The organism is Pseudarthrobacter sp. CC4 (assembly GCF_048957775.1).
Classification (GTDB): Bacteria; Actinomycetota; Actinomycetes; order Actinomycetales; family Micrococcaceae; genus Arthrobacter.
On the sequence record NZ_JARCCZ010000017.1, the window covers coordinates 1 to 20,803 of the forward strand.

Genomic DNA, 20,803 nt, shown 5'->3' on the forward strand with positions numbered 1-20,803 from the left:
AGCGCAGGCCCCACACCGCACTCAAAGGCGCCTCACCGGCCAGCCGTGTCACCAACCAACCGGGTTAGTACAGCTAGATCTGCTTAAGTGCCTGCTCCAGGTCGCCAATCAGGTCGTCCACGTCCTCCAGCCCCACCGAAAGCCGCACCACGCCGTCGCTCAGCCCAATGGCGGCCCGGCCCTCGGGTCCCATCGCGCGGTGCGTGGTGGTGGCCGGGTGGGTGATGAGCGACTTGGCATCGCCAAGGTTGTTGGAGATGTCGATGATCCGCAGGCCGTCCAGCAGCGCAAACGCCGCGTCCTTGCCCGAGCGGCCGCCGGAGGGGGCGAGTTCCAAGGTGAGGACAGTGCCGCCGGCGCTCATCTGCTTTACGGCCAGCTCGTACTGCGGGTGCGATTTCAGGAGCGGGTACTTCACCCAGCTGACGGCAGGCTGTTCCTCCAGCCATTCCGCGAGGCGCAGGGCTGACGCCGAGGAGTGGTTGACGCGCAGCGCCATGGTCTCGAGGCCCTTGGTCAGGACCCAGGCGTTGAACGCGGACAGTGCTGGTCCGGTGTGGCGCATCAGCTGCTTCACCGGCCCGTCAATGAACTCCTTGGTACCCAGGATGGCGCCACCAAGCACCCGGCCCTGGCCGTCGATGTGCTTGGTGCCCGAGTAGACAATCACGTCGGCGCCGAACTGCCCGCACCGCTGCAGCAGGGGGGTGGCAAAAACGTTGTCGACGACAACGGTCGCCCCGGCAGCGTGCGCCAGGTCGCTCACCGCAGCAATGTCCACGATCTCCTGCATGGGATTGGACGGCGATTCGAAGAAGACGGCGGTGGTGGGCTCGGAGAGCGCTTCACGCCACTGCTCCAGGTCAGGGCCGTCCACGAAGACGGTCTCCACGCCCCAGCGCGGCAGGATTTCGTTCAGGATCACAAAGCACGAGCCGAAGAGTGAGCGGGCGGCAACCACCCGGTCCCCGGCCGCCAGCAGCGCACCCAGGGCGGTGAACACCGCGGACATGCCGGACGCCGTCGCGAAGCACGCCTCGGTCCCCTCAAGCAGGCGGAGCCGTTCCTGGAACGTGGCCACGGAAGGGTTGCCGTAGCGCGAGTAGACAAAGCGTTCGTCCTCGCCCGTAAAGGCCCGCTCCGCAGCGGCGGCGGATTCGTACACGAAACCGGAGTTCAGGAAGACAGCTTCGCTGGTCTCCTGGAAGTTGGTGCGGTCCAGCCCGCCGCGGACGGCCTGGGTGTCGGGGCTCCAGCCGGTGGCGTCTTCGTTGAAGGTCACTTAGTTCTTTCCCAGGTTGGTCGGCAGGCCGCGGTTCTTCCAGCCGTTGACGGTACGTTCTCCATAACGGTCCGGTTCACCCTCAAAGCCTTCCAGGACGTTGTAGGAGGTGAAGCCGGCCTGCGTGGCGGCGATAGCGGCCGCGATGGAACGCTGGCCGGAACGGCACAGGAACACCAGTTCGGTCGACTTGTCCTCGGGCGCCTGTTGGCTAAGGTCGGTGATGAAGTCGGGGTTGGGGATTCCGCCCGGGAAGGTCCACTGGATGAACAGCGGATCGTTCTCGGTGGCCTTGGTGTCGGGAATGCCGATGTGGGCCCATTCGCCCTCCGTGCGCACATCCACCAGGATGGCGCCCTGCTCGAGCTTTTCCCAGGCCTCCTGCGGGGTCAGGTCTCCGGCGTAGCTCATGCGTGGCCCTCGCCGCCGAAGTCAAGGTCATCACCGGCGGACTCGAGGTCGTCAACGGCATCTGCCACGGCAGCGTCCGCGGAAGCGATGGCTGCCGGCAGGACTACCGCCTGCGCCACGATCACGCTGCTGCCGTTGAAGGTTGCCGCCGGGCTGCCGTGGAGGACATAGCCTTCCGCCAGCGCGGCGGAGATCCGCTCGCAAAAGGCGCGGTCATCCGGCCCGCTGATGAGGCGGTATGACAGTTTCTCTTCAGGGGCAGGTGCGTCAGACACGACGATCTCCTTCTCTCACGCTTGCAGCTCGAATGGGTCGATATGCCGAGTGTTCACCTGAGGCACCCCGCCGCGAAAGGAGGGTTGCCGACCGGCCAGTCAGGGCTTGGCGCCGGTACTCATTACTCCCCAAAAACGTAACACTTGCCGCCCGCGGCCGCACCGCCGTCGTCGTCATGTTGCGTAACTGAAGTACTGTCCTGCCGTGCCGCCGGCGGAGGGTGCAGGGCCTGGCTGGGCTACTTACGGGAGCGGCAGGATCAGTTGATGCAGCAGGTGGTCCTGCCACTGCCCCGCTATTTTCAGGTACTCCGGTGCCACGCCGATCTCCCGGAACCCTGCCCGCTGCAGGATCCGGCGGGATGCCGTGTTGTGGAGCAGGGTCGCCGCCTGGATACGGTGCAGGCCAAGGGCTGTCCGCGCGTACTTGGCTGCAAAGAGGACAGCGGCCGTGCCGACGCCTTGTCCGGTAAGCCCGCCATCCACCCAGTAGCCAAGGTTCGCACTGAGGAAGGGGCCGCGGACGATTCCCGTCAGGGTGACTGTCCCGACAAGGCGCCCGCCTCTGGTGCGCGCACCTTCTAGGCCTGCACCGCCGTCGGCCTCCTCCACCAGGACCCATGGGACCTCGGATCCCAACAGGTGCTGTCCGCGCTTGGCACGGATAATTTCCGCCTGCTGCTCCTGCGTGAAGAAGGCGTCATTCCTTTCTGGCTCCCACGGTGCCAGATGTCCGCGATTCAGCTGGTACGCCGTGGCCAGGCCATCGGCGTCAGCGTCCTCGAGCAGCCGGATGAGAACCCCTTCGCGCAGGTAACCGCTGCTTCCACTCACTGGCAAAAGGCCTTTCAGGTTGGTGCTGCGTGTGCCGGAAGAGCGTTTACTTTACGGAAATCTGAACGCTACAGGACAGACACTGTCACAGCATTTGACGAAACATTTCATCCCTAGGCTCACCCTGTAACACTCCGGTGAAAGGGAACAACATGACAGATGCTACTCGCAGGAACTTCCTCCGCTACGTGGGAATGGTGGGGGGAGCCGGGGTGATGTACCAGACCATGGCAGCCATGGGACTGGCCCCGGACGCCGCGGCTCCTGCGTTCGCCGCACCCCGTGCTGACGACCTGCTGGGCAAGGGCAAGAGCGTGGTGATCCTTGGCGGCGGAATCGCGGGCCTGACCACTGCCTACGAACTGGGTAAGGCCGGCTATAAAGTCACCATCCTTGAGGCGCGGATGCGCCCGGGCGGACGCAACTGGACAGTGCGGGGCGGGACAGAGGAGGCGGATCTCCGGGGAGTCACCCAGCGCGCCGCTTTTTCGAGGGATCAGTACATGAACGCCGGCCCGGGCCGCATTCCACAGCACCACATCACGCTGGACTACTGCAAGGAACTCGGAGTGGCGATCGAGCCCTTCACCAACCAGAACGCTGACGGATACCTCTTCCGGGAGGGCAGCGGCAAGCTCTCCAATACTCCCATCCGCCACCGGGCAGCAAAGGCCGATGTTTACGGGTACGTCTCCGAACTGCTCGCCAAGGCCACGGACCAGGGTGCCCTGGACAGCTACATGAGCGCAGCGGACAAGGAGAACCTGATCTCCTTCCTGAAGAGCTTCGGCGCCATTGGCAACAAGGTCCCTGGGGATGCCGCGGCGAGCTTCAAGTACGCCGGCACCGGCCGCAAGGGATACTCGGTGGCCCCGGGTGCCGGCCTGGAGGCCGGCGTGCCCCTGGCTCCGGATGCCCTGTCCGACGTTTTCGCCAGCGGCGTGGGAAACTACTTCTCCTTCGAATTCGGCTGGGACCAGGCCATGATGATGTTCCAGCCCGTGGGCGGCATGGACCGCATCCCATACGCGTTTGAGGCAGCCATCGGCAAGGACAAATTCGTCTACGGTGCCAAGGTCCTGTCCATGAGCAACACCGCCGCAGGCGCGGCTGTTGAATACAGCAACGCTGGCGGTGAGGCCAAGCGCATCGAGGCGGACTTCGCCGTGTGCACCCTGCCCCCGCACATCGCCGCAAAGATCCCCGGCAACCTCCCCGCCGACGTGCTCGATGCCCTCAAATTCGCCACCCCCAGCGACGCCGGCAAGATCGGCATCGAATACTCCCGTCGCTGGTGGGAGGAGGACCACCGGATCTACGGCGGCATCACCAACACCAACATCGACCTCGGCAACATGTGGTACCCGTCCACCGGCTTCCACGGACAGCGCGGCACCATGGTGGGTTACTACAACACCGGCGCCAGCGCACGCATCTACAAGGAACTCAGCCCGGAGAAGCGCCTCAGCCGCGCCCTGGACCAGGGCGCGAAAATCCATGGCGACGTGTACCGCAAGGACGTGGCGGCGTCGTTCTCTGTTGACTGGGGGAGCACGGCATTCTCGGAAGGCGCCTGGGTGGGCTGGCCGTCGCAGAATGACGCGAAGTACGCCAAGCTGCTGGAGCCTTCCGGCAACATCTACTTCGCCGGGGACCACCTCAGCCATGCCATCGCCTGGCAGCACGGTGCCATGACCTCCGCCCGCGCCGCCGTCACCGCTCTGCACAGCCGGGCGGCCGCCATGGTGGCCGGATGATCCCCGCCGGCACACCCGCCAGCACTTCAGTCGACCCGCGAAAGAAGCCCATGATCCGTCGCCGTGTTTCCCTTATCGCCGCCGGCATCGCCGGCATCAGCCTCACCGCAACCGCCGCCTTCGCGGCTCCCGCGGTCTTCCAGGAACTTGCCGCTCCGAAGCCGGGCACCACAGTGTCAAACCTTCCAGCCGGCCAGGACAATCCCATGATCGCCGGCGGCGTGGCCATCGGCGCGAACACTGCCATCTATAAGACCAGCGGACTGGGGCCATCGGCGCTCAATCCGGCCGCGCCTGCGGGCAGCGAGCAGCGCTTCGTGGATACGGCGGTGTTCCCGGGCGGTGTCCTCCCGCCCGGTGTCACCATCACGGAGGCGCAGGGCATCAACGCCCTCCGCAGGATCGGCGAGAACCTTGCCCAGGCAGGACTGGATTACGACGACGTCATCACCATGCGCGTTTTCCTCCAGAATCCCGCCGGCGCGGAAAAGGCCGACTTCGACGGCTGGAACCGGGCATACCGGCAGTACTTTGCGAACACCAGCCTCGCGGACGGGGCGGCCGTGAAGGTGCCGCTGGGCTCGGCCGCGCCGGCGGAGCCGTTTGTGGCGAACCCCGCCAGGCCTTCCCGCTTCGCGCTTGAGATCGAGAACTTGCCGGTCAGCGGCTGGCTGGTGGAGGTGGAAGTGGATGCAGCCTACCCCGCCTCGGGCGGCAGGTAAGGAGTTCGGCGGGCCCCGGATAATCCGCACTCAAATGGAACGGCGTGGACCCTGTGCCCCAGGCACGTGGTCCACGCCGTATTCGTTTTGATGCCGTTGCTTAGACGAGGCCCGGGTAGCTTGCCAGGATGTAGTCGGCAGCGGCGGGGCCTTTCATGCGTAGCCCCTTGCGGCCGTGCCTGATGCGGCAATTCATGGCTATCCAGAAATTGGACTCCAAACCGGGCTTCTGCTGGTTGATGAAGCACCAGCTGGTGTACAGGCCGTAAAGGCGGTCACGGTCGAGGGTGGCGTCCGAGGCCTGGTCAATGTAGGTGGCTTCTTTTAGAAAGAGATCGAACTGCGAATGCGCCATGACGGCTTCCCTTCGCTAAGTGCGGTGGTGCCGCCGTTCGGCTACAGCAGCGAACCTCAATGCCGTGCACGGGGCATGGAGTGTTGATGAAGCCCGCGGAAATCAAGAACTAGTTGAAACCGGGGGCTACTAGTTGAAATCAAGGGCTACAGGGCGGTGTCACTGCCGCATCTACAATGTAGACTTTACTCGTAGACAACGGATTCGGCAAGCGAATGGATTACCTATCCGGGTAAAGGGCTTGCCGCCTTCCAGGACGGAAATCATGGCTTCCCCGAAAGTCCAGTCCCCCACCGGGCCGGCCCAAAAGCAAAAGCTGAGCCGGGAGCTGGTGCTGACCAAGGCGCTCGAAGTTGTTGACGCGGAAGGCTTGGAGGCGCTGACCATGCGCCGCCTTGGCCAGGAACTGGGCCGGGATCCGATGAGCCTCTACCGCTATGCGGAGAACCGCGCCGCGCTGCTGGACGGCGTCACCGAACTGGTGCTTAACGAACTCACCATCCACCCCGACGATCCCGATTGGAAAGCCCAGCTGCGCCGCATCGCACACGACCTTCGGAGCCTTGCGCTCCAGCACCCCAATGTGGTGCCGCTGCTCGTGACCAGGCCGCTCTCCACCCCGCTGGGGCTGCGGCCGCTGGGCACGCTGCGTCCCCTCGAGCAGATCCTGTCCCTGCTGATTGGGGCAGGGTTCAGCCCGTCGGACGCCCTCCACGTCTACCGCGCCTACTACGGCTTCCTCTACGGCCACATCCTGAACGAGCTGCAGGAATTCGTTGTGGACCCGGAGGAAAACGAAGTGCTGCTGCGGCTGGGACTGCACCGGTTGCCTGCCAAGGAGTTCCCGCGGCTGCGTGCGCTGGCCCCCGCCCTGGCGGACTACGAAGGATCCGCGGAACTTGACCAGGGGCTAAGCATCCTGCTCTCCGGCCTTGAAGCCCAACTGTCCCTTCAGGACGCAGGGCCAACCGGCTAGCCTGCCCGGACAGGCATTCCGGCCGAGTTATTCGAAAGAGGCCCGCCGCTTGTCCTGCTGGCGCGTGGCCCAGACGTCCGGCCGGTTCACCTTGAAACGGCGGCCGGTCAAAGCACGGGCTGTCAGCCGGATGTAGTTTGCCTTTTCTCCCGGCTGCCATGGCTCCAGCCCCAGGCTGTCCACGGCGTCCTTGTCCGCCTGGTCCTCGATGATCGCCGTATCGCCGCGCAGCACCACGCTCCAGGCCTCTTCGGTATGGGGATCGTAGCCGTCGATCTCCAGGGCGGCAGGCCTCTCTGTCAGGGCACTCCACAGCTTGGTGACGCCGGCCGTACGGAACGCGATGCTGCGGCGGTGCACCACGTAGTTGATTGGAAAGATCTCGGGGTGGCCGTCAACCACCAGTGCAAGGCGGCCGACAGTGTCATTGGCCAGGAGTTCCCAGCATTCGTCAAAGGTCAGGTTGTCATTCGGCTGCGTCTGCGAGTCCATGAACCAAACCTTACGGCCACTGCCCCCGCCGAACCTAGAGCGCAAAGGCCGGAATCACAGGACCGTTTACTGGATGCCCGCGAACAACTCGTTCAGTTCGGCGGTCAGCTCCTTCTGGACGGAGGGCGTGCCGATTTCCTTGCCGTCGATCCGGTTGACCGGCGCCAGCAAACGGACGCTGGAGATCAGCCACACCGCGTCGGCATCCAGCAGGTCCTGCGGCTCAAGCGGGCCGTAGCCCAGTTCCCAGCCCGCAGCCTTCGCCGCGGTGAACAGCGCGCCCTGCGACGTGCCCGGCAGGATGCCGCTGTCCAGCTGGGGCGTGATGAGGCGCTTGACGGAAGTGCCGTCGTCGGACGTTCCTGCGTGGGCCAGCAGCACGGTGGAGGTGGGCCCTTCCAGTACCCGGCCGTCGGAGGAGATGAAGATGACGTCGTCCGCGCCCTGTTTATGGGCATGGCGCAAAGCGGCCATGTTGACGGCGTAGGACAGCGTCTTCGCGCCGAGCAGCAGCCAGGGGGCGCGCTCGGCGGCGTCGCTGTCGTAGCCCCGGTCAAGGAGGATGACGTCGATTCCCGTCTCCCGCTGGCGGCGCGCCAACGCCCCCGTGGGGGACACCTGGACCCAGGCGGTGGGCGCGGTGGCGCCCTCCACACCGCGGGTCACCACCAGTTTGACCACGAGTTCGTCCTCGGCGGCGGAGGCAGGCGGATACTCGGACCGGTACTCGCTCAGTGCAGTCCCGATGGCCCTGCGCCACTCGTCCTCCGGCGGGATAACCAGGTCAAGGGCGTCCGCGGAGCGGGCCAGGCGGTCAAGGTGGGCCTGGACCTTCCGCACGTTGCCGCCTACAGCCAGCATGGTTTCGAAGATCCCGTCCCCGCGGGTGGCGCCCTGGTCCGTGACCAGGAGCTGGGGCTTGGAGGCATCGGCGAGCCGGCCGTCCGGGAACGCGGGGTCGAGGAAAACGAGAACCACGGAAGCTGGAGAGGTCATGGCTCCAGCTTAGTGCGGCGCCGCACGGATAAGCTGGGCAGAGTGCCCTGGCTGGAAACGGTCCGCCGGGAGCCCATCCTCCGGGGGTTTATTTCGTGTTGTGGCCATTCTCGCTTGCCGGCACCGCGCCAATGTGGGTGGTGGTGCTGCTGGGCGTCGCCGACCTCCTGATCAGGGTGCTGGCTGTGGGCATCATTCCGGGCAACAGGCGTCCCACCACGGCGATGGCGTGGCTGCTGGGCATTTTCTTTGTGCCGTTCGTGGGCATCCTGCTGTTCCTGCTGTTCGGCAACTTCAAGCTGTCCAGCCGCCGGCGGGCGCAGCAGCAGCGGGTCAACGAACGCGTGCGGGCCGGGATCTCCTCGCTTTCCGACGTCGAAAGCGACTACCCCGGACCGGAATGGGTGAAGTCCGCCGCGGAACTGAACCGCCGGCTCGGGTCCCTGCCCATGGTGGACGGCAACTCCGTTGACCTGATTCCCGGCTATCCGGACTCGATCCTGCAGATGACGGAGGCCGTGCGCAAGGCGAAAGAGTTTATCAACGCCGAGTTCTACATCATGAGCACGGACCACATCACCGACGACCTCCTCACCGCGCTGGAGGAGGCCGCCGAGCGCGGCGTCGAAGTCCGCGTGCTGTTCGACCACATCGGGACCCTGCGGGTCCAGGGCTACCGGAAGCTCCTGAAGCGGCTCCGCGCGGGCAAGATCCAGTGGAAGCGCATGCTTCCGCTCCTGCCCATCCACGGCCAGTGGCGCAGGCCTGACCTGCGGAATCACCGCAAAATCATGGTGATCGACGGCGAGGTTGCCTTCACCGGCTCGCAGAACCTGATCGAGCCCTCCTACAACAACCCCCGGCACCGCAAGGCGGGCCGCGAATGGGTGGAGCTCATGGCGCGCCTGCACGGGCCCATTGTGACCACATTGAATGTCGTCTTTGCCACCGACTGGCTCAGCGAAACCGACGAATCCCTGGAGCACCAGCTGCAGATCCCGTCCAACCCGCACCCCGGGAACGTGACGGCGCAGGTGGTGCCGAGCGGCCCGGGGTTCATCACCGAGAACAACTTGCGGCTTTTCAACACGCTCATCTACTCCGCCCAGCACCGGATATCGATCTGCAGCCCGTACTTCGTCCCGGATGATTCCCTGCTCTACGCCATCACCACCGCTGCCCAGCGCGGTGTGGACGTGGAGCTGTTCGTCTCCGAGAAGGGCGACCAGTTCCTGGTCCACCACGCCCAGCGGTCCTATTACGAGGCCCTGCTGGAAGCCGGCGTCCGGATCTACCTGTACAAGGCCCCGTTCGTGCTCCACGCCAAGCACTTCACCATCGACGACGAGGTGGCGGTGCTGGGCTCCAGCAACATGGACATGCGTTCCTTCTCCCTGAACCTTGAGGTGTCCGTGATGCTGCTGGGCGAGGACATCGTCACCAAGATGCGTGCGGTGGAGGACACCTACCGGGACATCTCCCACGAGCTGAAACTGGCGGACTGGATCAACCGGCCCCTGGCGGCCCGCTACGTGGACAACGTGGCGAGGCTGACCGCCACCGTCCAGTAAAAACTCCGGGGGTCAGGCGTCCGGGAAGTCCGCTCCCAGGGTGGAGAGGACGCCGAACGCCTTGGTGCGGATTTCCTCGTATTCGTCCTCCGGGACCGAGTCGGCGGTGATGGCGCCCCCGACGCCGAGCGTCAGTTCCGCCGTTCCGTCGCCGGCGGCGTCGATCACCAGGGTCCGGATGGCGACGGCGAGGTCCGTGGCGCCGTTCAGCGAGAAGTAGCCGATGGCGCCGGAGTAGAGCCCGCGCCCGCCACCTTCGAGCCGGTCCAGGATGGCCATGGTGCTGATCTTGGGGGCGCCGGTCATCGAGCCCGCCGGGAAGCAGGCGGCCACGGCTTCGGCCCGGGAGGATCCCCGCTGCAGCTGCGCATCGATCGTGCTCACCATCTGGTGCACCGTGGCGTAGCTCTCGATGGCGCAGAGCCTGCTGACCGTGACGGAGCCCGGGACCGCGAAATGGCTCAGGTCGTTACGCAGCAGGTCCACGATCATGATGTTCTCGGCGCGGTCCTTCAGCGACGACGCCAGGTCCGTGCGAAGCTGCGCGTCCTCCTGCGGGTCGGCAGCCCGGCGGCGGGTGCCCTTGATGGGCTCGGCGCGCATGCCGCCGTCGGAGGCGATCTTCAGGAACCGCTCAGGCGAGGTGCTGGCCACCGTGAGTCCGCCGAACATCAGGTAGCTGGCGAAAGGGGCCGGATTCCTCCGGCGCAGGGCCAGGTATGCCTGCCACGGGTCCAGCGTGGCCGCCGGAACTTTCGCTGACAGGGTGGTGGTCAGGCAGACCTCGTAGGTGTTTCCCTCGGCGATTTCGTGCTGGGCGGCAGCGATCTTCTCCCGGTACTGCTTGGCTGTATCACGGCTTTGGAATGTGGGCGCTTCCGGAAGTACGACGCCGTTGCTGCCGCCGGCCCGGGCTGCCACGGCCGCCTGCGCGGCGGGGCCGGACGCTGCCTCGACCGCGGCGCGCGCGCCTTCCAGCCACTCGTCGGCATCCGGGGCGTCGAGAGCCAGGAGCCAGGCCGTGCCTTCCGCATGGTCCAGGACAACCGCCCTGCCTGCGAAGATCAGCGAAGCATCAGGCGTGGGCGCGGAATGATCGGATCCGCCGGTTTCCCGCTTGAGTTCGTAGCCCAGGCATCCCAGCCAGCCAAGGGTGAACTCACCGGGGTAGCCGTAGGGGGTGCTGACTGCCGGGTTGCCCCAGACGGTGTCCAGCCAGCGGAAGAAGGGGCGCGCCACCGTGGCGGTGGCGCAGCCTGCCCTTAGCTCGCTTTGTCCGGAACGGTGCGTCATGGACTGGCCGTGTGTGCCGGCGTCGTCCGCCATGATGCTGAAGCGGCTCCGCCCTGCGGCTTCGGACCCTGCCTGGTCACCGGCCTGGCTCGCATTCGATGAGTCGAGCCAGACGGCGTTGGCCGAGGTGCCGTAGAGGGAATTGAACAGCGCTGCTGGATCCGGCCTGGTGTCCAGCTGTTCGGTGCGGATGCTGAGGCCACGGCGCGCCGAAAGCTCGGGGGACAGCGCCGGGGCCAGGGCGGGGAGATACGGCAGGAGCTGCAGGACGTCCGCCGGGGCGGATCCGACGGCGCGGTTCAGTACCCGGACGTCGGCGTGCTGCGGCACGTCGTCGGTGCGCAGCCATTCCTCCTCCTGCGCAGCCCACTGGTCCCAGTAGGGTTCGTAGGTGCCGCCGTCGCGGTCCAGCGCCCGGGTGCGGCGGACCTCCTCCGGTGAGTCCGCCCAGATGACGGCGCTGAGCAGGCGCCGGGCCGCGGCCGCGGCGGCGCCCACTCCCTCAACGATGACAATCTCGGCCGGCAGCGTGACCCGGGAGTCGCCGTCGTAATGGTTCTGCCAGTCCCAGCTGGTCCAGGTGGCGGCGTCGCCACGGCTCAGGGGCTCCAGAACCGTGGCGACGTAGCGGTCAATGCCGACCATGAGGCCGTTCCAGCCGGGATAAATGTCCTCGAGGTGGAACAGCGACACCCTGTGGTGGGCCCGCAGCCGCGCCGCCAGTTCAACTGCGAGGGTGGTCTTTCCAGCGCCCGAGCGCCCGTCGATGGCAATGATGACGGGGGCTGGGCTCATGAATTAGAGCGTACCGTCATCCCTGCCGCGCTTTCATCCGGGGGTTCTTCCTGTTGATGACGAAGGTCCTCCCGCGCCGCCGGACAACCTGCGCGCCGGGGATCTTTTTCAGTGCGCGGAGTGAATTCCGTACCTTCATGCTGTGCTCCTTGTTTGGTGGTGGTGCAATGCCAGTTCTTCATCGGTGAGCTGGCAGGACATCAGCAGGTTCCCGAGTTCCGCGGCATCAAGGTCCTCGCCCGTCGCTGCTATGACGGAGGCGGCCGGGGCGCCGTGGCCGGCCGGCTGGCTTCCCGCCCCGGGTGCGGCGTGGCCCTCCGGCCAGGCACCGAGGTTCTCCAGCCACACGCGGGGGCCGATGCCCTGGATCGCTATCCGGCAGGCCGGTGCGGACGCTATCCACAGCTGGCCGCGCAGGAGGCAGCATCCTTCTGCCAGGGTTGCCAGTGCGTCCCGGAACCGTCCGGGGTGCAGCGGCCGCTCGATGCGGTGGAACACTGTGGCAAACGGCGACTCCATGCTGCGGGCCGGGGGACCGGGCGGTTGGGCGTTTCCGGGTGCTGTCCTGGCCACCGCGTCGGCGTAGCGGTGCAGTCCCTGCCTGACTGCTGCCGCATCACGGGCCACCTCCGCGTGCGGAGCGAGTTCACGGAGCAGGTGCAGCCCGCGCTCGCGGCCCGGCGGGTCGGGCGGCACAATGTCCGGCTCGGTGAGCAACACGGTGTCCGCGAAGGCGAGTTCGCCCACCAGGAATTCGCCCGGCGTCCGCTCGTCTTCCGGTGCGGGAGTGAAGCCGGATTCAAACAAGGTGTGGGAATCCCAGATGTGGTCCTCCAGGGCATCCGGGGAACACGCGAGGATTACCGTACCCACAGGTGCTGCGCGGGTGAGGCCGCGCCGCAGTGCGGACACCGCGGCTGATGCAGGGACGGCAGGCGGCAGGCCAATGATGATGGCCCCCTTCGTGTTTTCGAGCAGCCGGTCGATGCTCGGGACAAGGTCCAGCCGGACGGCGCAGCTGAGGCAACCGTGTTCCAGCATTGTCTCCTCGCGTTCCAGGAGGATCCGGCCACTGAATATTCGCCGGACCACGAGTCCGTCCTCCATGAGGTCATGAAGGACCACCAGGCTGCCCGGATGGGCTGCCGCAAGGTCTTCGCACGCCTGCTGCCGGCAGAGTGCATCAAGGGAACTGATGACGGTGAGGTTCATGCCATCAATGTAGTTGAGAATCGTTCTCAACTACAAATGGAAGGCCAGCCTTGACGGCCGCCTGCTGCCGTCGTGCCTTCGCTCCGCCTGGCTGTCCTGTTCCGCTGCTTGCCTAAGCCTGGCGCTGGAGCTCGGCGTTCCGGACCGCGGCCACTTTGATGTAATCCAGCAGTCCGGGAAGTGCGGCGTGTACCTGATGCCAGACGGTGTCGAAATCGGCGTGGCCGCCGTACCAGGGGTCTTCGATTCCCTGGTCGAGAAGGTCTTTTTCTGCCAGTTGCGGGTCGAAGCTGCGCAGCATCCGGATCTTGTCCCGGGACTCCTGGTCCGGGGCGGACTCGCTCAACCAGGCGTGGTGGTCGATGTCCAGTGCCAGGATCAGGTCCCGTTCGCGGAACCATTCCGGCTGCCACTGGCGGGCAATGTGCCGGCTGGAGGTAAGTTGTGCCGCTGCCAGCCGCCTGGCCGCCCTCGGGTCGATGGGCCGTCCGGCCTCGTATCCCGTTGTGCCCGCGGAGTCCACCGTAACCAAACCGCCCAGCCCTGTGTGTTCCAGCGCCGCGGCGAGCATCAGCTCGGCCATGGGGGACCGGCAGATGTTCCCGGTGCAGACGGCGATCACGCGGTATGGGCTCGACGGTGAGTTCATGATGCTAAGCATGCGCGCTATTTGCCCCTGTTGGCTAGCGCGTGATTCACAATGCTTGACTGGTTTGTAAAGATTCTGGACTTTCGGTCACATGCTCTTCCGTGGGGCGGCCGGAGCGCGCTGCGTCGTCAGTGGAGGAAGGCCAGCAGGATGCCCACGGCCACAAACAGCACCCCGAAGGCCCGGTTGAGGACAAGTTGGCCGCGGGCGCTGTGGGTGAAACGCTCAAAGGACCTGGCCGCGGCGGCGAAGAAGAACCACATCACCAGGATGTCAATGGCAACGATGGTTGCCGTCAGTACTGCGTACTGCGCCAGGAGGGGCTGCTCCGGCCGGATGAACTGGGGCATGAAGGCGAGGAAGAAGATGATGGCCTTTGGGTTCAGGAGATTTACCCAGAATCCGCGCCGGAAGATGGACCAGGCGGGCTCGTTCCGAAGGCCGGCAATCTTCTCCTGCCCAAGGTCCGGCTTGCTGAGGAACTGCCGGATGCCCAGATACACCAGGTAGGCGGCGCCCGAATAGCGGATCACGTTGAAGGCGATGGGCGAGCTGGCAACGAGCACCCCCACGCCGAGGGCAACGATCACCACGTGGATCACCAGTGCCGCCTGCTGGCCAAGGATTCCCCACATGGAGCGCCGGAACCCGGCATTCAGCGAGTTGCTCATGGTGTTGATGGCTCCGGCGCCGGGGGTGAAGCTGATCAGGACGCCGGCGCCCGCCAGCGCGAGCCAAAGGGAGAATTGCACCAGTCAATCCTACGTGTGCCCGCCGCGGCGTGGCGGATGGGCGGGCCCTACGCCCGGGCGATCACCTCGCCATTGGGGATCAGGAACCAGCCGTCGTCGGTGGATCCCCAGCGGTGCCAGCCCGCGGAAATCCTTGCCAGGTCCGCCGGGTTGGCGAAGCCATACTCCAGTGCCTGCTCCGCGAAGGCCGAGTGCAGCACGCGTTCGCCCCAGACGCGGGCCTGCCACCGGCGCTGCTGGCCGGTGGCATAGAGCCAGTTGCTGCTGGAGGGCGCGACGTCGGTGAAGCCTGCAGCCTGCGCCCAGCTGACAAGCCGCCGCCCGGCGTCGGGTTCGGCCCCGTTCCTGCGGGCGATGCGCTGGTACAGCTCCATCCATTCGTCAAGCTCCGGAATGGCGGGGTACCAGCTCATGCCGTGGAAGTCGGCGTCGCGCACGGCAACGATCCCGCCGGGCTTGGCCACCCGCCGCATCTCACGCAGGGCCTCCACAGGGTCCGTGAGGTGCTGAAGGACCTGGTGGGCATGGACGACGTCGAACGTCTCGTCCTCGAAGTCCAGGTCGTAGATATTGCCGGCCACGAACTCGACGTTCGGCACCTCCCGCTCCATGGCGAGGGCCTTGGCCTGGGCGATGATGTCCGGTGACCGGTCCAGGCCAGTCACCTTTCCCGGAGCCACCAGAACGGCAAAGTCGCATGTGATGGTGCCCGGGCCGCAGCCGACGTCGAGCACGTTGCAGCCCGGCGTGAGGTGCGGCAGGACGAACGCTGCCGAATTCTGGGCTGTCCTGGCGGCATGGGCGCGGACCACCGATTCGTGGTGGCCGTGCGTATAAACGTCGTCTTCAGGCTGCTGCGCGCTCATAACCAAACGCTACCCCCAACTAGGTAGCGCTAAGTGTCGTTTTGGCCCCTCAAAACGACACTTAGCGCTACCTAGTTGGGTGGGGTGGCTGTGTCCGGCTGGCCTGCGGACGAATCTTCCCGCGCAGCCACCGTGGCTTCCACCATGGCGGCCATGAATCTGCTGACAGTCTCCAGTTCCGCCGGAGTGAAATCGGCCATGGCAGTTCCCATGTGGCGCGCCAGCGGGGCGAAGATGGCGCCGCCGTCCTGGTAGGCCTTGGGGGTCATCTTCAGCTGGACCTGCCGGCGGTCCGAGCCGTGCCGCTCGCGGGTCACGTGCCCCGAATGGTCCAGCCGGTCGATCAGGGCGGTTGTCGCGGGGGAGCTCAGGTGCAGTTCCTTGCGCAGGAGCCCGGGCGTGACCACGTTTCCCTTCGCCGTGTGGCGCATGATCGCGGCCAGGGCATTGAGGTCCGTGCGGTGCATGTCCTTCCGCCCGCCTGCTGTATCCACATACCGGTTGGCCTCCAGTGTGAACTCCTGCAGGAGCAGGACCAGCGGGTGCGGCCCCGCGGGCGGACCGGAAGGAGGCCCCTGCAAGGCCGGGCCGGTATTGCCTGCCATGTCCACCTCCTGAATTCGGGGCACCAGTGCACGCCACCGGTGCTTGGCCGTTGGCCGTCCTGACGGATATTACGCCAGCCCGGCCGGCATGGAGGTACCGGCCGGGGCAAGAAAAGTTAGCCAGGCACTTATCTCTATGATGGAGATACTCTAGTATGGAATCAATCCTACCCGCGTCCCACCCCTGGAAGGCAAAAAATGAGAACCACATCCAAAGGTTCGGAACGTGTCCCGTTCTGGTTGCGCTGGCTGCTTCCCGTCATCCTGGTGCTGACCTGGCTGGCGCTGGCGGGCCTCGGAGGGCCAACATTCGGGCGGCTCGAAGAGGTCTCCTCCAACGACCAGGCCTCCTTCCTTCCGGCAGGTGCAGAAGCAACCGAGGCGCAGGACTGGCAGGCCAAGTTCCGTGACTCGGATGAGGTTCCGGGAGTCATCGTGATCGAAAGCAGTGAGGCCTTCACGCCGGCCCAGCTGGGGGAGGTTGCGGGACTGCGGGCGGAGCTCGAGGAACTGCAACTCGGCAGCGCGGTCATTGGACCCATCCCCTCCGAAGACGGCAAAGCCGTCCAGTTCATCGCGCCGATCGATTCCTCGGCCGAGGTCAAGGAAGCCGTGCAGGAGTTGCGGGACACCGTTGCCGGCGCGGCCCCGGAGGGCATGCGGACCTTCGTGACCGGCCCGGCCGGGCTTGCGGCGGACCTCACTGCCGCCTTCGCCGGGATCGACGGAATCCTCCTGCTGGTGGCCCTGGCCGCAGTGTTCGTGATCCTGCTGGTGGTGTACCGCTCCCTCCTGCTGCCCGTCATGGTGCTCCTGACGTCCGTCTTCGCGCTGTGTGCGGCCATCCTGCTGGTGTTCGGCATGGCAAAGGCCGGATGGATCCAGCTGAACGGCCAGAGCCAGGGCATCCTGTCCATCCTGGTCATCGGCGCCGCCACGGATTATGCCCTGCTGTACGTGGCGCGGTTCCGCGAAGCCCTGACCCACACCACCAACCGAACCGCCGCGGTCCTGACGGCGTGGAAAGCGTCCTTCGAGCCCATCCTGGCCTCCGGCGCAACGGTGATCATCGCCCTGCTGTGCCTGCTCTTCTCCGACCTCAACTCCAACAAGGCGCTGGGTCCCGTGGCAGCGGCCGGCATCCTCTGTTCACTGTTTGCCGCGCTGACGCTGCTCCCGGCCCTGATGGCACTGCTGGGCCGGGCTGCCTTCTGGCCCTTCCGTCCCAAGCTGCTCCCCGCGGACCAGCGCGAACCCGAGCTGGTCACCGGGCTGGAAGGCCATAAGGGCCTGTGGCGTGCCACTGGGTCCCTGGTTTCCCGGCGGCCCCGCGTGGTGTGGATCGCGTCCGTCCTGCTGCTGCTGGTTGCCTCGGCCGGCGTCCTGCAGCTCAAGGCCAATGGCGTTCCACAAACCGACGTCATCCTCACCGCATCCAACGCCGTTGACGGCCAGGATGCCTTGGCGCGGCATTTCGACGCCGGCAGCGGCAGCCCCGCCGTCGTGGTTGCGGACCAAGGCAAGGCACAGGAAGTACTGGACACCGTGAAAGCGGCCGACGGCGTGGGCGAGGCTTATCTCCTTGCCCGGGGTTCCGTGCCCATCACCGGAGCCCCCGGCGCTCCCGGCGCACCTGACGTCCGCGACGGGAAGGTGCTCATCAACGCCACCCTCAACTCCGCCGCGGACTCCCTTGAAGCCGAGGAAGCGGTCAAGGCGCTGCGCGCCGACGTCAAGTCAGTGGACCCGGAAGCGCTGGTGGGCGGCGTAACCGCGACGGCGCTGGATACCAACACCACCGCACAGCGGGACCTGGTGATCATCATCCCGGTTGTCCTGGTGGTGATCCTCTTCATCCTGATGCTGCTGCTCCGCTCCATCCTGGCGCCGCTGCTGCTGGTGCTCTCGGTGGTGCTGTCCTACGCCGCGGCCATGGGCGTCTCCGCGTTTGTTTTCAACAACATCCTGGGCTTCCCGGGGGCGGATGCCACAGTCCCGCTGTTCGGTTTTGTGTTCCTGGTTGCCCTGGGCGTGGACTACAACATCTTCCTGATGAGCAGGGTCCGCGAGGAGTCCCTCAAGCACGGCACCCGGCCCGGCATCCTTCGCGGGCTGGGCGTCACCGGCGGCGTCATCACCTCCGCCGGCGTGGTTCTTGCGGCCACGTTCGCCGCGCTGGGCGTCATTCCGATCATGTTCCTGGTGCAGCTGGCCTTCATCGTGGCCTTCGGGGTGCTGCTGGACACCGTCCTGGTCCGGTCGCTGCTGGTTCCGGCGCTCGCCTACGACATCGGGCCCCGCATCTGGTGGCCGGGCAAGCTGGGGCGGCCGGAGCTGGATGCGGCCATCCAGCGGGAAACCGGCGGCAGCCCCGAGCGCGTGGTGGAGGGTGCAGGCCACCGCTAAACCCCGGACCCGGCCAGTGCCGTGCCCCGGATTGCACGTGCCCCCTGAAGGCCGGTGCGCCGCGGCCCTGTTGGCTAAAAGACCCGCTCGATAGACTGCAAATGCGCCCGTATGGACGCGGAACCTCAAGGGAGAGAAGTCATCATGACGGAACATCACGCCGATGAGCAGCCCCGCAAGGGCAGTACAGCGCCGGGACTGGAAGGCGAAGGCGGACAGTATGTGGACGGCGACTACGGCGATGCCGGCACTGTGGGGGACGTCGCCGCGAACCGTGAAGACGGCGAATATGAGGACGGCGATTACGGCGCCGCAGGTACGGCCGGCCGGGCCCGTGAAGCGGATGTGATCGGTGAGGAGCTCACCGACGAACAGGTGAATACCACTGCCGAGGAGCGCCGCCCGGACGGCGACAGGTAACACGGCAGCAAGAAGCAGCGCGGCGGCAGGTTCTCCAGCAGCGAAACGGGGAACCGCCGTCGTCCGCGTTTAAAACCCGGGAACCGCGCCATTGCGCGGGAGTCGCGGCATGTGCGGACCGCCCCAGATCACAAGTTGAGTGTAGTACGCTCAACTTCGTATTGACATCATCTGTGCGCTGAGTAAAGTTGAGTGCAGAACGCTCAATCAGTGGGCGCCAACCAGTTTCCAAGGAAAGAAGGAAGCAACTCATGTCACGTGCAGTAGGTATTGACCTCGGAACCACCAACTCCGTCGTCTCCGTTCTCGAAGGTGGCGAGCCCACCGTCATTGCCAACGCCGAGGGTGGCCGCACCACGCCGTCCGTCGTTGCGTTCTCCAAGTCCGGCGAGGTCCTGGTGGGCGAGATCGCCAAGCGCCAGGCCGTCAACAACATCGAGCGCACCATCGCCTCGGTCAAGCGCCACATGGGCACCGACTGGACCAAGTCCATCGATGACAAGAAGTACACCCCGCAGGAAATTTCCGCGCGTATCCTCATGAAGCTGAAGAACGACGCCGAGTCCTACCTGGGTGAAAAGGTCACCGACGCTGTGATCACCGTCCCGGCGTACTTCAACGACGCCGAGCGCCAGGCAACCAAGGAAGCCGGCGAAATCGCGGGCATGAACGTGCTGCGCATCGTCAACGAGCCCACCGCCGCGGCACTGGCCTACGGCCTGGACAAGGGCAAGGAAGACGAACTCATCCTGGTCTTCGACCTCGGCGGCGGTACCTTCGACGTCTCCCTGCTGGAAGTCGGCAAGGACGAGGACAACTTCTCCACCATCCAGGTCCGCGCCACGGCCGGTGACAACCGCCTCGGCGGCGACGACTGGGACCAGCGCGTTGTTGACTACCTGCTGAACCAGCTCAAGGTCAAGGGCATCGACCTGTCCAAGGACAAGATCGCCCTGCAGCGCCTCCGTGAAGCAGCTGAGCAGGCCAAGAAGGAGCTCTCCTCCTCCACCAGCACCAACGTCTCCCTCCAGTACCTGTCCGTAACCCCCGACGGCCCGGTCCACCTGGACGAGCAGCTGACCCGCGCCAAGTTCCAGGACCTCACCAAGGACCTGCTGGAGCGCACCAAGAAGCCGTTCCACGATGTCATCAAGGAAGCCGGCATCAAGCTCTCCGACATCGACCACATCGTCCTGGTGGGCGGTTCCACCCGTATGCCCGCCGTGTACGAGCTCGTCAAGGAACTCGCCGGCGGCAAGGAGCCGAACAAGGGCGTGAACCCGGACGAGGTTGTGGCCGTTGGCGCAGCCCTCCAGGCAGGTGTCCTGAAGGGTGAGCGCAAGGACGTCCTGCTGATCGATGTCACCCCGCTGTCCCTCGGCATCGAAACCAAGGGTGGCGTGATGACGCACCTGATCGAGCGCAACACCGCCATTCCCACCAAGCGGTCCGAGACCTTCACCACCGCTGACGACAACCAGCCGTCGGTGGCCATCCAGGTCTTCCAGGGTGAGCGCGAATTCACCCGCGACAACAAGCCGCTGGGCACGTTCGAGCTGACCGGCATCGCCCCGGCCCCGCGTGGCATCCCGCAGATCGAGGTCACCTTCGACATCGACGCCAACGGTATTGTCCACGTCTCCGCGAAGGACAAGGGCACCGGCAAGGAACAGTCCATGACCATCACCGGCGGCACCGCGCTCTCCAAGGAAGACATCGACCGCATGGTCCGTGACGCCGAGGAGCACGCAGCCGAGGACAAGGCCCGCCGCGAGGCAACCGACACCCGCAACACTGCCGAGCAGCTCGCCTACTCCGTGGACAAGCTCATCGCGGACAACGCCGACAAGTTGCCTGAAGAGGTCAAGACCGAGGTCCAGGCCGACGTCGACAGCCTCAAGAAGGCACTCGAAGGTACCGACGACGCTGCCGTGAAGGCCGCCTTCGAGAAGCTACAGGCTTCCCAGGGCAAGCTGGGCGAGGCCATCTACGCCCAGTCCGGTTCCCCGGACGGCGCCACCGGTGCTGCCGGTGCTGAAGGCGCTTCCGGAGGGGCCAAGGCAGGCTCTGCTTCCGATGAGGACATTGTCGACGCCGAGATCATCGACGAAGACGAAGCGAAGAAGTAGCAGCC

Annotated in this window: 21 protein-coding genes and 1 riboswitch; of the genes, 7 read left to right on the forward strand and 14 right to left on the reverse strand. The window is 65.8% G+C overall.

All coding sequences use genetic code 11. From position 1 onward, the window contains the following. Positions 1-73: 73 nt before the first annotated feature. The 4 genes from PV768_RS12595 to PV768_RS12610 all read right to left on the reverse strand — a co-directional run bounded on the left by PV768_RS12595 (position 74) and on the right by PV768_RS12610 (position 2,802). Positions 74-1,282: an O-succinylhomoserine sulfhydrylase gene (locus PV768_RS12595; RefSeq protein ID WP_421093185.1), complete on the reverse strand. Its 1,209-nt coding sequence runs from the start codon at positions 1,280-1,282 to the stop codon at positions 74-76. After that, a complete protein-coding gene (locus PV768_RS12600; protein WP_157240494.1) occupies positions 1,283-1,693 on the reverse strand; it encodes a rhodanese-like domain-containing protein in 411 nt (136 codons plus the stop codon). It lies immediately after the preceding gene. After that, positions 1,690-1,968: a DUF1737 domain-containing protein gene (locus PV768_RS12605; protein ID WP_370460552.1), complete on the reverse strand. Its 279-nt coding sequence runs from the start codon at positions 1,966-1,968 to the stop codon at positions 1,690-1,692. Before PV768_RS12605 ends, PV768_RS12600 begins: the two co-directional genes overlap by 4 nt. A gap of 12 nt (positions 1,969-1,980) precedes the next feature. Beyond that, positions 1,981-2,095, reverse strand: a riboswitch (SAM riboswitch). Between the two features lie 116 nt (positions 2,096-2,211). Continuing rightward, complete coding sequence (locus tag PV768_RS12610; protein WP_421093186.1) at positions 2,212-2,802, reverse strand: GNAT family N-acetyltransferase; 591 nt, start codon at positions 2,800-2,802, stop codon at positions 2,212-2,214. A gap of 152 nt (positions 2,803-2,954) precedes the next feature. On the opposite strand from PV768_RS12610, the gene PV768_RS12615 reads away from it, so the two are divergent. Beyond that, on the forward strand, positions 2,955-4,559 hold the full coding sequence (locus PV768_RS12615; RefSeq protein WP_421093187.1) for a flavin monoamine oxidase family protein: 1,605 nt from the start codon (positions 2,955-2,957) through the stop codon (positions 4,557-4,559). Positions 4,560-4,609: 50 nt separating this feature from the next. Beyond that, a complete protein-coding gene (locus PV768_RS12620) occupies positions 4,610-5,281 on the forward strand; it encodes a Rid family hydrolase (protein ID WP_421093188.1) in 672 nt (223 codons plus the stop codon). Positions 5,282-5,381: 100 nt separating this feature from the next. Here the strand turns inward: PV768_RS12620 and PV768_RS12625 are convergent, their stop codons facing one another. Continuing rightward, positions 5,382-5,636 carry a hypothetical protein gene (locus PV768_RS12625; RefSeq protein ID WP_157240496.1) on the reverse strand — a complete coding sequence of 85 codons (255 nt, stop codon included), beginning with the start codon at positions 5,634-5,636 and terminating at the stop codon, positions 5,382-5,384. Between the two features lie 265 nt (positions 5,637-5,901). Here PV768_RS12625 and PV768_RS12630 point away from each other — a divergent pair, with 265 nt between their 5' ends. Further along, a complete protein-coding gene (locus PV768_RS12630; RefSeq protein ID WP_421093189.1) occupies positions 5,902-6,612 on the forward strand; it encodes a TetR/AcrR family transcriptional regulator C-terminal domain-containing protein in 711 nt (236 codons plus the stop codon). A 27-nt stretch (positions 6,613-6,639) separates the two neighbouring features. Here the strand turns inward: PV768_RS12630 and PV768_RS12635 are convergent, their stop codons facing one another. Further along, positions 6,640-7,104 carry a pyridoxamine 5'-phosphate oxidase family protein gene (locus PV768_RS12635; protein ID WP_157240499.1) on the reverse strand — a complete coding sequence of 155 codons (465 nt, stop codon included), beginning with the start codon at positions 7,102-7,104 and terminating at the stop codon, positions 6,640-6,642. Between the two features lie 66 nt (positions 7,105-7,170). Then, positions 7,171-8,100, reverse strand: coding sequence for an aminodeoxychorismate lyase (locus tag PV768_RS12640; protein WP_421093190.1), 930 nt, complete (start codon positions 8,098-8,100; stop codon positions 7,171-7,173). Between the two features lie 131 nt (positions 8,101-8,231). Here PV768_RS12640 and cls point away from each other — a divergent pair, with 131 nt between their 5' ends. Continuing rightward, positions 8,232-9,671 (forward strand): cardiolipin synthase, encoded by a 1,440-nt coding sequence (cls, locus tag PV768_RS12645; protein ID WP_421093244.1) that lies wholly within the window; start codon positions 8,232-8,234, stop codon positions 9,669-9,671. 12 nt (positions 9,672-9,683) lie between these two features. Here cls and pabB read toward each other — a convergent pair whose 3' ends face one another. From pabB to PV768_RS12680, 7 genes are all read right to left on the reverse strand, one after another. After that, the gene (pabB, locus tag PV768_RS12650) at positions 9,684-11,759 is read right to left on the reverse strand and encodes an aminodeoxychorismate synthase component I (protein WP_421093191.1); all 2,076 of its coding nucleotides are present in this window, start codon (positions 11,757-11,759) and stop codon (positions 9,684-9,686) included. A gap of 16 nt (positions 11,760-11,775) precedes the next feature. Next, entirely contained in the window at positions 11,776-11,898 is a 123-nt protein-coding gene (gene ykgO / locus PV768_RS12655) for a type B 50S ribosomal protein L36 (RefSeq protein WP_157240505.1), read from the reverse strand. Then, complete coding sequence (locus PV768_RS12660; protein WP_157240506.1) at positions 11,895-12,971, reverse strand: GTP-binding protein; 1,077 nt, start codon at positions 12,969-12,971, stop codon at positions 11,895-11,897. The genes ykgO and PV768_RS12660 overlap by 4 nt, the downstream gene beginning before the upstream one ends. A gap of 112 nt (positions 12,972-13,083) precedes the next feature. Then, positions 13,084-13,620: a low molecular weight protein-tyrosine-phosphatase gene (locus PV768_RS12665; RefSeq protein ID WP_321214659.1), complete on the reverse strand. Its 537-nt coding sequence runs from the start codon at positions 13,618-13,620 to the stop codon at positions 13,084-13,086. A gap of 128 nt (positions 13,621-13,748) precedes the next feature. Beyond that, the gene (locus PV768_RS12670; RefSeq protein WP_321214658.1) at positions 13,749-14,372 is read right to left on the reverse strand and encodes a LysE family transporter; all 624 of its coding nucleotides are present in this window, start codon (positions 14,370-14,372) and stop codon (positions 13,749-13,751) included. A gap of 47 nt (positions 14,373-14,419) precedes the next feature. Next, positions 14,420-15,238 carry a methyltransferase domain-containing protein gene (locus PV768_RS12675; protein WP_157240512.1) on the reverse strand — a complete coding sequence of 273 codons (819 nt, stop codon included), beginning with the start codon at positions 15,236-15,238 and terminating at the stop codon, positions 14,420-14,422. A gap of 71 nt (positions 15,239-15,309) precedes the next feature. Continuing rightward, positions 15,310-15,843, reverse strand: a complete 534-nt coding sequence (locus PV768_RS12680; protein ID WP_421093192.1) for a MarR family winged helix-turn-helix transcriptional regulator — start codon at positions 15,841-15,843, stop codon at positions 15,310-15,312. A gap of 198 nt (positions 15,844-16,041) precedes the next feature. On the opposite strand from PV768_RS12680, the gene PV768_RS12685 reads away from it, so the two are divergent. The 3 genes from PV768_RS12685 to dnaK all read left to right on the forward strand — a co-directional run bounded on the left by PV768_RS12685 (position 16,042) and on the right by dnaK (position 20,798). Further along, positions 16,042-18,249, forward strand: coding sequence for an MMPL family transporter (locus tag PV768_RS12685; RefSeq protein WP_421093193.1), 2,208 nt, complete (start codon positions 16,042-16,044; stop codon positions 18,247-18,249). A 144-nt stretch (positions 18,250-18,393) separates the two neighbouring features. Further along, on the forward strand, positions 18,394-18,669 hold the full coding sequence (locus PV768_RS12690) for a hypothetical protein (protein ID WP_157240518.1): 276 nt from the start codon (positions 18,394-18,396) through the stop codon (positions 18,667-18,669). Between the two features lie 251 nt (positions 18,670-18,920). Further along, entirely contained in the window at positions 18,921-20,798 is a 1,878-nt protein-coding gene (gene dnaK / locus PV768_RS12695) for a molecular chaperone DnaK (RefSeq protein WP_421093194.1), read from the forward strand. Positions 20,799-20,803 lie beyond the last annotated feature (5 nt).